Annotated in this window: 13 protein-coding genes; 6 read left to right on the top strand and 7 right to left on the bottom strand. The window is 65.3% G+C overall.

The features are described from left to right. The first annotated feature begins 37 nt into the window (after positions 1-37). A complete protein-coding gene (lexA, locus tag ACTXGA_RS17865) occupies positions 38-733 on the top strand; it encodes a transcriptional repressor LexA (protein WP_443395966.1) in 696 nt (231 codons plus the stop codon). Here the strand turns inward: lexA and ACTXGA_RS17860 are convergent. Then, entirely contained in the window at positions 727-2,796 is a 2,070-nt protein-coding gene (locus ACTXGA_RS17860) for a ComEC/Rec2 family competence protein (RefSeq protein WP_443395965.1), read from the bottom strand. The two genes, lexA and ACTXGA_RS17860, sit on opposite strands and share 7 nt — an antisense overlap. A gap of 76 nt (positions 2,797-2,872) precedes the next feature. On the opposite strand from ACTXGA_RS17860, the gene gltX reads away from it, so the two are divergent. From gltX to ACTXGA_RS17845, 3 genes are all read left to right on the top strand, one after another. Next, the gene (gene gltX / locus ACTXGA_RS17855) at positions 2,873-4,288 is read left to right on the top strand and encodes a glutamate--tRNA ligase (RefSeq protein ID WP_443395964.1); all 1,416 of its coding nucleotides are present in this window, start codon (positions 2,873-2,875) and stop codon (positions 4,286-4,288) included. Between the two features lie 82 nt (positions 4,289-4,370). Then, positions 4,371-5,666: a citrate synthase gene (gene gltA, locus ACTXGA_RS17850; RefSeq protein ID WP_443395963.1), complete on the top strand. Its 1,296-nt coding sequence runs from the start codon at positions 4,371-4,373 to the stop codon at positions 5,664-5,666. 313 nt (positions 5,667-5,979) lie between these two features. Then, complete coding sequence (locus ACTXGA_RS17845) at positions 5,980-8,100, top strand: hypothetical protein (RefSeq protein WP_443395962.1); 2,121 nt, start codon at positions 5,980-5,982, stop codon at positions 8,098-8,100. Positions 8,101-8,218: 118 nt separating this feature from the next. On the opposite strand, the gene ACTXGA_RS17840 is transcribed toward ACTXGA_RS17845, so the two are convergent. Both ACTXGA_RS17840 and ACTXGA_RS17835 read right to left on the bottom strand, forming a co-directional pair. Then, entirely contained in the window at positions 8,219-8,995 is a 777-nt protein-coding gene (locus tag ACTXGA_RS17840; RefSeq protein WP_443395961.1) for an enoyl-CoA hydratase-related protein, read from the bottom strand. A gap of 70 nt (positions 8,996-9,065) precedes the next feature. Further along, positions 9,066-9,569, bottom strand: a complete 504-nt coding sequence (locus ACTXGA_RS17835; RefSeq protein ID WP_443395960.1) for a DUF2087 domain-containing protein — start codon at positions 9,567-9,569, stop codon at positions 9,066-9,068. Positions 9,570-9,754: 185 nt separating this feature from the next. On the opposite strand from ACTXGA_RS17835, the gene ACTXGA_RS17830 reads away from it, so the two are divergent. Next, on the top strand, positions 9,755-9,982 hold the full coding sequence (locus ACTXGA_RS17830) for a hypothetical protein (RefSeq protein ID WP_443395959.1): 228 nt from the start codon (positions 9,755-9,757) through the stop codon (positions 9,980-9,982). Positions 9,983-10,057: 75 nt separating this feature from the next. On the opposite strand, the gene ACTXGA_RS17825 is transcribed toward ACTXGA_RS17830, so the two are convergent. The 4 genes from ACTXGA_RS17825 to ACTXGA_RS17810 form a co-directional block, all read right to left on the bottom strand. Then, complete coding sequence (locus ACTXGA_RS17825; RefSeq protein WP_443395958.1) at positions 10,058-10,552, bottom strand: cytochrome c-type biogenesis protein; 495 nt, start codon at positions 10,550-10,552, stop codon at positions 10,058-10,060. Next, positions 10,549-12,516, bottom strand: coding sequence for a heme lyase CcmF/NrfE family subunit (locus tag ACTXGA_RS17820; protein ID WP_443395957.1), 1,968 nt, complete (start codon positions 12,514-12,516; stop codon positions 10,549-10,551). The genes ACTXGA_RS17825 and ACTXGA_RS17820 overlap by 4 nt, the downstream gene beginning before the upstream one ends. A gap of 86 nt (positions 12,517-12,602) precedes the next feature. Further along, the gene (locus ACTXGA_RS17815; protein WP_443395956.1) at positions 12,603-13,157 is read right to left on the bottom strand and encodes a holin family protein; all 555 of its coding nucleotides are present in this window, start codon (positions 13,155-13,157) and stop codon (positions 12,603-12,605) included. Next, positions 13,148-13,771 carry a holin-associated N-acetylmuramidase gene (locus ACTXGA_RS17810; RefSeq protein WP_443395955.1) on the bottom strand — a complete coding sequence of 208 codons (624 nt, stop codon included), beginning with the start codon at positions 13,769-13,771 and terminating at the stop codon, positions 13,148-13,150. The genes ACTXGA_RS17815 and ACTXGA_RS17810 overlap by 10 nt, the downstream gene beginning before the upstream one ends. Positions 13,772-13,854: 83 nt before the next feature. On the opposite strand from ACTXGA_RS17810, the gene ACTXGA_RS17805 reads away from it, so the two are divergent. After that, positions 13,855-14,274: a cupin domain-containing protein gene (locus tag ACTXGA_RS17805; protein WP_443395954.1), complete on the top strand. Its 420-nt coding sequence runs from the start codon at positions 13,855-13,857 to the stop codon at positions 14,272-14,274. Positions 14,275-14,308: the final 34 nt, after the last annotated feature.

Raw genomic sequence — 14,308 nt, 5'->3', positions numbered from 1 at the left:
TCATAGAACAAAAGTTAACAAACAGCGGAGTTTCGGGATGCTGACCAAGAAACAACTCGACCTTCTTGACTTCATCAACAAGCGGATGACGCGCGATGGCGTGCCGCCCAGTTTCGATGAAATGAAAGACGCGCTTGACCTGCGGTCCAAGTCCGGCATCCACCGCCTGATCACCGCTCTGGAGGAGCGCGGCTTTATCCGGCGTCTTGCCCACCGCGCCCGCGCCATCGAGATCGTCAAACTGCCCGAAAGCCTTGGCGGCCGGCCCGCCGGTTTCACCCCACGGGTGATCGAAGGCGACCGCGCAGAGGCGCGTCCCAACGGCGCTTTCGACCTTGGGGCTGCCAACCTGATGGAACTGCCGCTTTTGGGCCGCATCGCGGCCGGGCGTCCCATCGAGGCGATCAATGAAACGCCCCCCGGTGTTGCGGTCCCCGGCCAGATGCTGCACGGTCAGGGCCGTCACTACGCTCTGGAGGTCAAGGGCGACTCGATGATCGACGCCGGGATCAATGACGGCGACGTGGTGGTGATCCGCGAAACCTCGGCCGCCGAGGATGGCGATATCGTCGTGGCCCAGATCGAGGGTTACGAGGCCACGCTGAAACGGTTCCGCCGCAAGGGCAACATGATCGTGCTGGAGGCCGCCAACCCGGCGCATGAACCGCGCGTTCTGCCCGTGGGGGCCGTCACCGTTCAGGGCCGTCTGGTCGGGTTGATCCGCACTTACTGAGCGTTCTGCGCCAGTCGAACCGGCTCTGGCGCGCGACCGTGCCAGAGCCTTTGACCTGACAGGTCCCGGTCCGTCACCACCCGCACATCCGTGCCATCGGTCCAGACCGCGACCGATCCGCTGTCGCGCAGGCTGCGCGGATCAAAGATCCGGCAGCCGCCGGGCAGGACCAGATCAACACTCGACACCACGATCTGCGAGGGTGCGCAGCCTGTGACGCTGGCCGCCGCGCGTTTGCCCTGCAGATGCAGGATTTCAACCCCCGACATTTCTGCCCGGGCCACCCGCCCCGTGACGGGCTGCGGCCAGAGCGCCGCCGCCTCCGGCTGGCTGCTGCCCAGCCCGTCGTTTTCCAGCCAGACCCCGGCCACGAACCCGGACCCGCGATCCCGCGACAGCGCGCGCCCCTGCGCTGTCATCAGCCCCACCAGCGTGCCGCTGTCGGAGATCAGGACCGGTGGCCGCTCTGTCTGGCACCACAGCAGGGCCGCCGCCGCCATCGGCACCACGCCCGCCATCCGCGCCCGCCCGCGCCAGAGGCACAGCAGCAGCCCGCCAAAGGCGATCAGTGGCAGCACCATCGGCCCCGGCGCGACCACATGGCCCACCGCCCCCTGCCAGCCCGCCACCTCATGCGCGACCCCAAGGATCCAGCCCAGCCCCAGCGCCATCACCTGCAGCGCGATCCAGTCCAGACCAAAGGGCATCAGCAGTGCCGACAACACCGCCAGCGGCACCACCAGAATGCCCATCACCGGCACCGCCGTCAGGTTCGCCAGCAATCCGTAATGCGCCATCTGGTTGAAATGCGCCATGCCCACCGGCGCCGTGGCCGCCCCCGCCACCGCCGAGGAGACCACCACCGACAGCACCGGCCCCACCCAGCGCGGCAGCTCGTGGTCCCGCTGCCAGATCGTCAACCGCTCGAACACCGCGACCAGCGCCGTGGTGGCGGCAAAGGACATCTGGAATCCCGGTCCCAGCAGAGCCTCGGGCCAGAGCACCAGCACCACCAACGCCGCAATCGCCACGCTGCGCAGGGACAGCGCACGGCGGTCCAGCATCAGCGCGGAGAGAGCCGCCGCGACCATGATGAAGGCGCGTTCCGTCGCCACGTTGCCGCCCGACAGCGCCAGATACCCCGCCGCCGCCAGCAGCGCGCCCCCCGCCGCCAGTTTCTTGACCGGCCAGCGGTGGCGCGAATGCGGGTGTACCAGCAGCACCAGACGCAGCGCCGCAAAGACGAACCCTGCCAACAGCCCCATGTGCAGTCCCGAAATCGCCAGCAGATGCGCAAGGTTGCTGTCCCGCAGCGCCTGCAGCGTCTCCTGCCCCATGCCGGAACGGTCCCCGGTCATGATCGCGGCGGCAAAGGCCCCCCGCTCGCCCGGCAATGCCGCCTGCACCCGCGCCGACAGCCACATGCGCAGGCGCGCCACCGGCAGCCCCGCATCCGCCTCCTCCAGCAGCAGCACCGGATTGCGCGTGTAGCCCACCGCGCCCAGCCGCAAGAACCACGCATGTCGCCGGAAATCGAAGCCCCCCGGCTCTACCGCGCCGCCCGGCGGCGACAGGTGCCCGGTCAGCATCACCACCTGCCCCGGCTTCGGATCCAGATAACCTTGGGTCCCATGCAGCGACACACGCACCCTTGCGGGCACCTCATCGGGGTCCATCCGTTCCAGCTGCACCCGGTCCAGCGTCAGCCGCAGCGCGTCAGAGGCAGAGCGGTCGATCTGCACCACCCGCCCCGTCACCGCGCCGTAATATCGGAAATCCAGCACCGGCCCCGCAACCCGGTGCGCCCGCACGCCCGCCAGCGCAAACCCCAGCGCCACCAGCGCCACAGCCGCCAGCAAGGGGCCGTAGACCGGCCCGGCGCGATGCTGCAACACCACCAGGATGCCGACCGATCCGCAGACCCACAGCACCGCCGCCGATGGTTCGACCCGCAGCGCGAAAAACAGGCCGATCCCGGCCGCCAGGAACACCGGCGTCCAGGGAAACAGATACCCGCGCTGCCCCAGCAGCGCCGCCGCGAGCCATTGATAGGCCTGACCCATGCTTGCCCCCCGATGGGTGGCTGGTTAAGGAACGCCCAAGACTAGCCCCACGCCCGTTAGGAAAAGGTTAACCACGATGTCCGACGCTCAGGTCGTCACCCGCTTTGCCCCCTCGCCCACCGGCTTTCTGCACATCGGTGGCGCGCGCACCGCGCTGTTCAACTGGCTCTATGCCCGCGGCCGCGGCGGCAAGTTCCTGCTGCGGATCGAAGACACCGACCGCGCCCGCTCCACCCCCGAGGCGACAGAGGCGATCCTGCGCGGGCTGGACTGGCTTGGGCTGGACCATGACGGCGAGGTGATCAGCCAGTTCGAACGCGCCGACCGCCACGCCGAGGTCGCCCGCGACCTGCTGGCCAAGGGCGCGGCCTACAAATGCTTTGCAACCCAAGAAGAGATCGAAACCTTCCGCGAGGCCGCCCGCGCCGAGGGCCGCTCGACCCTGTTCCAGAGCCCGTGGCGCGATGCCGATCCGGCCACCCACCCCGATGCGCCCTATGTCATCCGGTTGAAGACCCCGCAGGACGGCGAGACCGTCATCACCGATGAGGTGCAGGGCACCGTCACCATCCGCAACAATCAGCTGGACGACATGATCCTGCTGCGCTCTGACGGCACGCCGGTCTACATGCTGGCGGTCGTGGTCGATGACCACGACATGGGCGTGACCCATGTGATCCGGGGTGACGATCACCTGAACAACGCCGCGCGCCAGATGGGCATCTACACCGCCATGGGCTGGCCGCTGCCCACCTACGCGCATATCCCGCTGATTCACGGTCCCGACGGCAAGAAACTGTCCAAACGCCACGGCGCGCTTGGCGCGGAAGAGTACCAGAAGATGGGCTATCCCGCGGCGGGCATGCGCAATTACCTTGCGCGGCTTGGATGGAGCCACGGTGATGATGAATTCTTTACCGATGCGCAGGCAAAAGAGTGGTTCGGATTCGACGGAATCGGCAAGTCTCCGGCCCGTTTCGATCTGAAGAAACTGGAAAACCTCTGCGGCCAGCATATCGCTGTCGCGGACGATGCTGCGCTGCTGCAAGAAATCCTGGCGTTCCGTCAATCAATAGGAGAGCCGCGCCTGACACCGCAAAAGGAAGAGCTGTTGGGACGTGCGATGTATTGCCTCAAGGAGCGGGCCAAGACCTTTCCCGAACTGCTTGAAAAGGCTCAGTTTGTCTTGACGGATACGCCGATCGAACCGGATGAGAAAGCGTTGAAGAACCTTGATACGGTATCCCGTGGTATACTGGGGAAGTTGACGCCGCACCTGCAAGATGCTAGCTGGTCACGAGAGGATTTGGAGGCGGTTCTGAACCGCTTCGCCGAGGATCAGGGGACCAAGTTCGGCAAGCTCGCAGGCCCGCTCAGGGCCGCTTTGGCAGGGCGCGCCGTGACACCGTCGGTTTTCGACATGATGCTCGTTCTGGGCCGCGACGATACCCTTGCGCGTCTGGCCCTGGCCGCGACCGTGCAAGAGGGTTGACAGACCCCGCGTCCGGCCATGTGACTTCAACCGGCAGGGGCCGCCCGACGGCCCCGCCCCAGGACATCAGAGGGATGACAGCATGGCTGAGACCAACAAGACCGCGACCCTGAACATCGACGGCAATACCTTTGAATTGCCGATCCACTCGCCGACCATCGGTCCGGACGTGGTCGACATCCGCAAGCTCTACGGTCAGGCCGGTGTCTTTACCTACGATCCGGGTTTTACCTCCACCGCTTCCTGCGACTCGACCATCACCTTCATCGACGGTGAAAAGGGTGAGCTGCTGCACCGCGGTTACCCGATCGACCAACTCGCCTCCAAATCGCACTACCTCGAAGTCTGCTTCCTGCTGCTCTACGGCTATCTGCCCAAGGCGGAGGAACTGGAGAACTTCGAAAACACCATCACCCGCCACACCATGCTGCACGAACAGATGCAGTATTTCTTCCGCGGGTTCCGCCGGGATGCGCACCCGATGGCAATCATGGTGGGTGTGGTCGGCGCAATGGCGGCCTTCTACCACGACAGCACCGACATCGCCGATCCGCGCCAGCGCGAAATCGCCTCGCACCGCCTGATCGCCAAGATGCCGACCATCGCGGCATGGGCCTATAAATACTCCATCGGCCAGCCCTTCGTGTACCCGCGCAATGACCTCGATTACGCGGCCAACTTCCTGCATATGTGCTTCAGCGTTCCGGCAGAGGAATATGTGGTCGACCCGATCCTCAGCCGCGCGATGGACCGGATCTTTACCCTGCACGCCGACCACGAACAGAACGCTTCGACCTCGACCGTGCGTCTGGCCTCGTCCTCTGGCGCAAACCCCTTTGCCTGCATCGCGGCCGGCATCGCCTGCCTCTGGGGCCCCGCCCACGGCGGCGCCAACCAGGCCTGCCTGGAAATGCTCAAGGAAATCGGCTCGCCCGAGAATATCCCCGAGTATATTGCCCGCGCCAAGGACAAGAACGACCCGTTCCGCCTGATGGGCTTTGGTCACCGCGTCTACAAGAACTTCGACCCGCGCGCCAAGGTGATGAAGCAGTCCGCCGATGAGGTGCTGGACCTGATGGGCGTCGAGAACAACCCGGTTCTCGCCACCGCCAAGGAACTGGAAAAGCAGGCGATCGCCGATCCCTACTTTGCTGAGAAAAAGCTGTTCCCGAACGTCGACTTCTACTCGGGCATCATCCTCGAGGCGATGGGCTTCCCGACCTCCATGTTCACGCCGATCTTCGCGCTGTCGCGCACCGTCGGCTGGGTCAGCCAGTGGAAAGAGATGCTGAACGATCCGCAGAACAAGATCGGCCGCCCGCGCCAGCTCTATCTTGGCGAGACAGAGCGCGATTACGTGGACATCGAAAGCCGCTGACCGGCGGATACAGATCCAGACTGCAAAGGCCCGGCACCCCGCCGGGCCTTTCTGCATTTGGGGCCCGCCGAATCGCGGAATCGGTGCAGGTTGCGGGCGCGCATCCGCCGGCCAATTTCGCCCGGTGACGCCCTGAATACGGCCACACGGGAACCCGGGTCAGTGTTTCCGATGCCGCAACAGAGCCCCTCGAAATGTGGCAGCAATCCGGCGGAAACGGATCGTTTCCCCTAAAATGCGACGCTTCCCGGCGATTTCTGGGCATGAAGGACGCAAATCCGCCATTTTTACGCCCATTTTCCCGGAGCCGCCCATGTCCACATCGCCCAATACGGAAATCCTGCTTGGCTGCGATCCGCAGGTGCGCGTCGTCGTCATCGAGGATGGCGGCAACATCGTCCTGCAGGTCTTTGCCCAGGACCCGGCCAATACCGACATCGACGCGCTCTTCTTCAACCTGACCGATGACAGCCTCGCGCCCGATCTGACCATCTGGCCCGCGTATGACGAGAGCATCGGCTCCAACGGGGACGGCCTGACCGGCTTTGACGTGGCCACCGGCGCATTGAATCAGCTCAACAACGGCGCCCAGATCGAAGACAGCTACGACGTCCGGCTGGAGTTCGGCACCATCCCCTATTCCTCGGGCGGCGACGTCGATCAGGCCTCGCTGACGCTCTACCTCGACGCGGGCGACTACACCCTGACCGCCGCCGACCTCGACCTGCAGACCATGACCGCCGTCATCAATTCGGACGGCGGCAACGGCCTTGCCCTGACCGGCGGCACCGGCGCCCCGGAAACTCAGGTCCAGATCACCGCCCTTAGCGAAACCTTCGACGGCCACTTTGGCGACAGCGTGGCGCAAAGCGACGGCTGGTACATCAATTCTTACGGCCGCGCCGTGACCAACGGCCACCACGACGGCGCGCTGGTCTTTGATCAGGTCACCACGGACGGCCCCGTCACCCTCAGCCTCGACGCCCGCGGCGCGGGCCTGCGCAACTTCGAAAACAGCGGCCATGCCGCCGACAGCCTGACCCTGCAGGTCCAGATCGACGGCGGTGACTGGGTCACGCTGGACACCTTTGCCGTCAACGACGCCGGCACCGCCCTCGTGGGCGACACCACCGGCCAGACCATCGGCGGCGGCTGGGGCGGGCTCAGCTATTCCGGCGGCGTTCTGGACAGCGCCGACAGCAGCGTGCAGTTCCGCCTCGCCTCGGACATCTCCGCCGGCAATGAGGTGATCCGCATCGACAACGTCGAAATCACCGCAACCGAAACCGAAACCGCAGGCGCCCCCGTCACCACAACCCTGGCCGAGGAATCCTTCGACGGCCTCGCCTACGCCACGCAAAGCGACGACATCCGCTGGAACGAAGGCTGGGAGGTGCGGAACGGCGAACTCAAGGCCGACGGCTGCAACGACGGCAACATCTGGTTCGAAAGCGTCACCCTCGACGGCGCGGCCAGCCTCTCCTTCGACGCCCGCGCACCCCATACCGAATATTTCGAAAGCGGCGGCCACTACGGCGACAGCCTCGAGGTCTGGGCGCTGGTCGACGGCACTGACTGGCACCTGCTGGACACCTACACCGTGAACGCCGAGGGCACCGCGCTGGTGGGCGACACCACCGGCCAGAGCATCACCGCCCAGAGCCAGACCCTCAGCTACGAGGGCGGCCCGCTCACGGATGCAACCTCGGTCCAGCTTGTGCTGGACGCCGATATCTCGGCCCGCAACGAAGAGATCTTCGTCGACAATTACGTGGTGACCGACACCGTCATCACCGACGCCCCCGCAACCGAAGAGACCTGCGAGGATTTCGAAGACGCCCATGCCGGCGACACCGCCGCCCTGCAATTCGACGGCTTCTCCGTCACCGGACAACGCGCCGGGGATGCCGCCGACAGCGAAAACGACGCCATGATCTTCGACACCGCCAATCCCACCGGCGGCGACTGGGACCTCGGCTTTGCCGATCAGGGCAAGGCCATCATCCTCTCCGAGGACAACCACAGCTGGGACCCGGACGACAATTACAACGGCGGCACGCTCACCTTCGAATTCGACGCCATCTCAGACGTCACCAGCCTGACCGTGCTGGATGTAGAGGAAGACGGCGGCGCGATTGACCTCTACGACGCCGAAGGCGAGCTGATCAATTCGCTGGACATCCCGGCGGCGGGCAATAACGCGGCGCAGGACATCGCCATCAACGCCAGCGGCGTGGCCAGCATGACCGTCACCCTCACAGGCTCCGGCGCGGTGGACGACCTCTGCTTTGCCCCGACCGACAGCGCAGCGGACTGCGGCCAATACGATGTTACCTACGATCAACTGATGGCGGATGCCTCGCTTGCGGAAGAGGAAATCCCGGAGGATCTGCCGCATGACGTGATGATGGACGACGTCTACATCTACATCTGACGCCGCCGCGCCAATCAATAACCCGGGCGCGGCCTCACCCTGCGCCCGGGTTTCTTCTCTTTGAAAGTACCGCCGGGGGAGTCGACCGGAGGGAGACGGGGGCAGCGCCCCCTTTCGCTTACCGGCCCTCGTAGACCGCCGGGCGTTTTTCCATGAAGGCCACGACCCCTTCCTTGAAATCGCGGGTCTTTCCGCATTCGCCCTGCAGCTTCGATTCCACCGCCAATTGCGTGTCCAGATCGTTGTCAAAGGACCCGCGCAGCGCCTGTTTCACCCGCGCATAGGCCGCCGTCGGCCCCTTGGCCAGATGCGATGCCCGCGCCGCCACATGGGCCGCAAACCCGTCATCGGCCACCGCCTCCCAGATCATGCCCCAGTCATCCGCCTGACGGGCGGTGATCTTTTCGGCGAACAGCGACGCCCCCATCGCCTTGGCCAGCCCCATCTGGCGCGGCAGGAACCATGTCCCGCCCGCGTCCGGGATCAGGCCGATGCGGGTAAAGGCCTCAAGGAAAAAGGCCGATTCCGCCGCGATCACCACGTCCGCGGCCAGCGCAAGGTTCGCCCCCGCCCCCGCCGCAGCCCCGTTGACGGCGGAAATCGTCGGCACCGGGCAATCGCAGATCGCGCGCAGCATCGGCACATATTCGTCGCGCAGGGTCCGTTCCAGGTCCAGGTTCGCGGCATTGGCCCGGTCGCCCAGATCCTGCCCGGAACAAAAGGCCCGCCCGGCTCCGGTCAAAACCAGCACCCGCGCCTCCTTGCCCGCGCGTGTCACCGCCTCGGTGATTTCGGCCCGCATCTGGGTATTGAGCGCGTTCATCACGTCGGGGCGGTTCAGCGTGACGGTGGCGACATCGCTTTCCACCGCGTAGGTGATCATCTCGTATTGCATGCACATGCTCCCTCTGGCTTGGGGCGCATCAAACACCCCGGCGCGCGGAATCGCAAAGGCAAACGCGGCGTCACGGCTGCCGCACACGGGCAATCAGCGCGCGTGCCTCCGCAGGTGGGCGGCGCTCGACGCGGGCATAATCGCTGCCGTCGCATGCCCCTGTCAGCAACCCCTGCCCGATCATCGCGCGCCGGATCTGCGCCGCGTCGCGAAAGCGGCACAAATCGTCGATCCGCTGGCTGATCTCACGCTCGCTCCACCGGGGTCCGGCCGGGATCTGCGCCCAGATCACCCAGAGACACAGATGCTGCACGCCGGTCTTTCCGGGCCAGTCCGTGAACAGCCCCTCGGCATCGAAAAACCGCGCGGCCCGCGTCACGGCGCGGTCATCGACCGGCTCTGCCGGGGTCTCTGCCAGCCGCGCGCGCAGGTGCTGATAGTTGCGAAACCCCGCCGCGCGGGCGATCAGCCCCAGCATTTCCAGATGCGAGGGCGGCTGTTCCAGCCCGGCGCGCAGCGATTTGGCGAAACCGGACAGGTCCGCAATGGTCAGGGATAGGGGGTTTTTGGACATCGCGTCCTCCGTCACCGATACCGCCTCCCCGCATGAGGGAGTGGAGGTCCGCCCTTGTCCGTGGGTATCGTCGGAAAGAACGGTCCCGGATCTGGAAATCGCAGGTTTAGCAAGTGGCGGCGCCTGGGTGAACTGCGGACCCTGCCCCGTCCATAGCAAAGCGCGCGGCCTGCGTCCACGGCGGCATGTCCACGCGCGGCGCGGGCGCCATCCTTCACCACAACCGGCCCGACCCAGACGCCGCCTTTGCCAAGGCGCTGTTGCTGGAGGCGGCGGAAATCCAGCCGATGATGGACACGGGCGACGGCGACCGCCACGGCGGTTTTCGCACCCCCTGCGGGACACAGTGGTTCGTTGGGAAACAGATGGGCCAAGCGGGCCCCTGCATGGGGGCAAAGGTTAACACAGGATGAAAACGACCCTGTAACCCCTTGATCCTGCATTCCCCCTAAGCTGTCCACGCGTGGACACCCCTTTGGGGATCGGCGTCAGCCCTCGTCCTTCAACAGCTCATCCAGCCGCTTCTGCTCGTCCGTGCTCAGCCCCGCCTCATTCGTTGCAGAGGCCTGCGACCGCCGCCGGATGAACATCACCCCGACGATCACAGCGATCAGAAACAGCCCCGGCCCAGAGGCCCAGAGCAGCCAGTTCCAGCCGCCCGTCGTCGGCTTCAGCAGGACAAATTCGCCATAGCGGTCGACGATGAAATCCACCGTCTCCTGGTTGCTGTCCCCCGCCAGCAGCCGCTCCCGCACCAACAGCCGCAGGTCCCGCGCCAGCGAGGCGTTGCTTTCATCGATGCTCTCATTCTGGCAGACCAGACAGCGCAGCCCGGCCGAAATATCACGCGCCCGCGCCTCCAGCGCCGGATCGTCGAGCACCTCATCGGGCTGCACCGCCAACGCGACGGAGGCCACCAGCGCAAGGATCATGCCAAGGATGAAAGGCAGGGTTCCGCCCCGCCGCGCGGCAATCGTTCTCATTCCGCGGGCACCCCCTGCACCGGCGCGGCTTTCCGCGCGCCCGCCGCGATCCGGTAACGGCGGTCGGACAGGCTCAGCAGACCACCCAGCGCCATCAGGATACAGCCGCCCCAGATCCAGTTCGCCAGCGGCTTGATATAGACCCGCATGACCCAGCCGCCATCATCCTGCGGATCGCCGATCACCACATAGATGTCCCGCACAAACCGGTAGTCGATCGCCGCCTCCGTCGTGGGCATCCCGGCCACGGGATAGTTGCGCTTTTCCGGGTTCAGAACTGCAAACTCCCGGCCATCCCGCGACACCGCGACCTCTCCCATGGTGGAGAAATAGTTCGGCCCCTCGACCCGCCGGACGTCATTCAGAACGAACTCAAAGGCCCCCACGGTGAACGGCTCACCGATCTGTGCGACGCGGATGTCCTCTTCCTGCCAGGCCAGCAGCCCGGCAATGCCCAGCATGGTGATGCCCAGCCCGGAATGCGCCACGGCCTTGCCCCACTCCGCCCTCGGCAGGCGGAACAGGCGCTTGAGGTCACGCTTTTGGCCCGTCCGGCTGAGCAGATCCGTTGCCGCGCCCGCCACCATCCAGGTGCCAAGGAAAACGCCGACCGGCCCCATCAGGCTGCGCCCCGACTGCATCGCCCAGACCAAGCCCATCAGGGCAATGGCCAGAACAAAGGCCGGCGTCAGTGCCTTCAACACGCGGTCCAGCTTGCCCCGTTTCCAGCTGATCATCGCCCCCACCGGCATCAACAGGCCCAGCACCACCATGAAAGGCGTAAAGGCCATGTTGAAGAACGGCGCCCCGACCGACAGTTTCCGGTCAAACAGCATCTCCGCCACGAAGGGCCACATGGTGCCGACGAAGACCACAAAGCTAGACACCGCCAAGAGAATATTGTTGGCCACCAGTGCGCTTTCACGGCTGACGATGCCAAAGACGCCCTTGGAATCCATCACATTGGCCCGCGCCGCAAACAGCGTCAGCGCGCCACCGGTAAAGAACAGCAGGATATACAGAATGAACTGCCCGCGCACCGGGTCATTGGCAAAGGCATGCACGCTCGTCAGCAGGCCCGACCGCACGATGAACGTGCCGATCAGCGAGAAACCAAAGGCGAGAATGGCCAGAAGGATCGTCCAGCTTTTCAGCGACTCGCGCTTTTCCACCACGATGGCGGAATGCAAAAGAGCGGCGGCAAAGAGCCAGGGCATGAAAGACGCATTCTCGACAGGATCCCAGAACCAGAAGCCACCCCAGCCAAGCTCGTAATAGGCCCACCACGATCCCAGCGCGATGCCGATGGTCAGGAAGATCCAGGCCGCCAGCGTCCAGGGCCGCACCCAGCGCCCCCAGGCCGCATCCACCCGCCCCTCGATCAGGGCGGCGACGGCAAAGCTGAAGCAGATCGAAAGCCCGACGTAGCCGAGGTAGAGGAACGGCGGGTGAAAGGCCAATCCGGGATCCTGCAGCAGCGGGTTCAGGTCCGTCCCATTGATCGGAGGCGTGGCCAGCCGCGTGAACGGGTTCGAGGTGAACAGGATAAAGGCGTAGAACGCCGCGGAAATCGAGGATTGCACCGCCAGCACACGCGCCCGCAGCGTCGGCGGCACATTGGCCCCGAACCACGCCGCGCAGGCCCCGAAGAGTGCCAGAATCAGCACCCAGAGCAGCATGGATCCCTCGTGGTTTCCCCAGACGCCGGAGATCTTGTAGATCATCGGCTTGTCCGAATGGCTGTTCTCATAGACCAGTTTCAGCGAAAAGTCAGAGACCACAAAGGCATAGGTCAGCGCCGCAAAGCTGCCTGCCACCAGCAGAAACTGTGCCGTGGCCGCAGGTTCCCCAACCGCCATCCAGCCGGGCCAGCGTTTGTGCGCACCCACAAGGGGCACCACTGTCTGTACCAGAGAAACCATGAAGGCGAGGATGAGGGCGAAGTGACCGAGCTCTGTAATCATGCTCCGGACTATAGGGCCCGCAAAATAGCGGGCCAATCGAAATCGGCCCGCCCCAAGGATCACAATGTCGCAATGTGTTGGCCGCCTCAGCCGGCGTTGCGTCGCCAGTCTGACAGCGCCGGGTTATCGGCGGCGCGGTCAAAATCTGCCGCATCCGGCCCCTCGGGCGTCACATCGCGCAGCGCCTCGACATCGCGCACGGTTTTTACCACCTGCGGAACGGCGGCTATGGTCGCGGCCAGTTCGCGCTGAAAATCCTGTCCCTTGGCCTGATGCCGCGCGCCGAAGTAAAAGCTGACGATCGCCGCCAGCAGCCACCACAGCGGTTCCGGGACCAGCGCGATGCCCGCCATGCGCGCGGCGAACCAGACCGGATCGACCATCGCCGTCACGAACAGCCCCAGCGTCCCCAGCGCCATCGCCGGGCGCGGCACCCGGTTCAGCGCATCCATCAGCCGGTCGAACCAGCCGCGTCGCACGATGCGGAACTCGCCGGCCATTTGCGCCAGTGCAGCGCCCTGCGCGTCATGGCCGCGCTGCGCCTGCGCCTCGGCATTCACCCGGAACACCTCGGCGGTTTCCGTGACCACGTTGCGGCCAGAGCCAAACAGCGCCCCAAGGATCTGACCAATCAACCCCATGCCGCGACCCGGGCGTCAAACTCGGCCTCCGTCATGTGGTATTTCGGGGAGATGAATTCCTCGGCGCGCTTGATCCAGCCGCCTTTGCCCCCCGCCCGCGTGCGCGCGTACTTGCGCGAGGCCGGTCGGTTGTCGGCAATCCGGAAGTAATAGTTGCGCCGCGCGATCCCGTAGGCATCCACCATATGCTCCGGCGCCTTGGAATAGGCGCGGGCGGTCGCGGCGATGGTCTGCGGGCCGATGGCGCCATCGACGGTCACGCGCTCGCCCATCTGGGTCAGCAGACGCTGCAGGATCTTCACCGCATTGCCGCCCGCGTTGACATACATGTCAAAGACGGTGGCATGCAGCGGTTCCGGCAGTTCCGCGATGCGCGGTTTGACGAAGTAATGCGTCAGGAAGATCGTGACCGCCTGTTCGCGGGTGATCTGGCGCACGTCTTCGGCGTCCACCCGGCCATCGCCGGTCAGATCCAGCCCCAGCCGTCGCATGGTATGAATGGTCACGCCGTATTTCGTGGCGCCGCCCGGATCGTCCGGGTCATTGACGTACCCGCCCTCGCGGGCGACGATTTCCTCGGCCATATGCCGGACGCGCGGTGTCAGGTTCGACATCTTGTTTCTCCTGCTCGGGTTGATATCGATGGTCAAACCCTGCGCGTGAGGCGTTAACCAAACCTCAGAGGAGCGTACGTTGCATGACGGCGGATGAGATCATTGCCCTGCTGGAGCTGTCGCCCCACCCCGAAGGCGGCCACTATCGCCAGACGTGGCAGGCCAAGGGCGAACCCCGCTCTCCCGGCACCTGTATATATTTTTTGTTGAAGGAAGGTGAGCGCAGCCACTGGCACCGGGTCGATGCGGGCGAGATCTGGCATTACTACGCCGGTGCGCCGCTGCGCCTGATGCGGGCCGCGACCGATCAGGGACCGCGGGATGACATGATCCTTGGCCCGGACCTGGGCGCGGGCCAGCGCCCGCAGGGCATCGTGGACCCCTTCCACTGGCAGGCCGCCGAAACGCTGGGGGACTGGACGCTTGTGGGCTGCACCGTCTCACCGGGCTTCCGCTTCGAGGGTTTCGAGCTGGCCGCGCCCGGCTTTGACATCCCCGAATAGCAAAACGCCCGGGGAGCTCCCCGGGCGTTCCGTT

It is taken from the genome of Antarctobacter jejuensis, from assembly GCF_052266595.1.
In the GTDB taxonomy this organism is placed as follows: Bacteria; Pseudomonadota; Alphaproteobacteria; order Rhodobacterales; family Rhodobacteraceae; genus Antarctobacter; species Antarctobacter jejuensis.
This window is presented reverse-complemented; position numbering and strand designations above follow the sequence as displayed.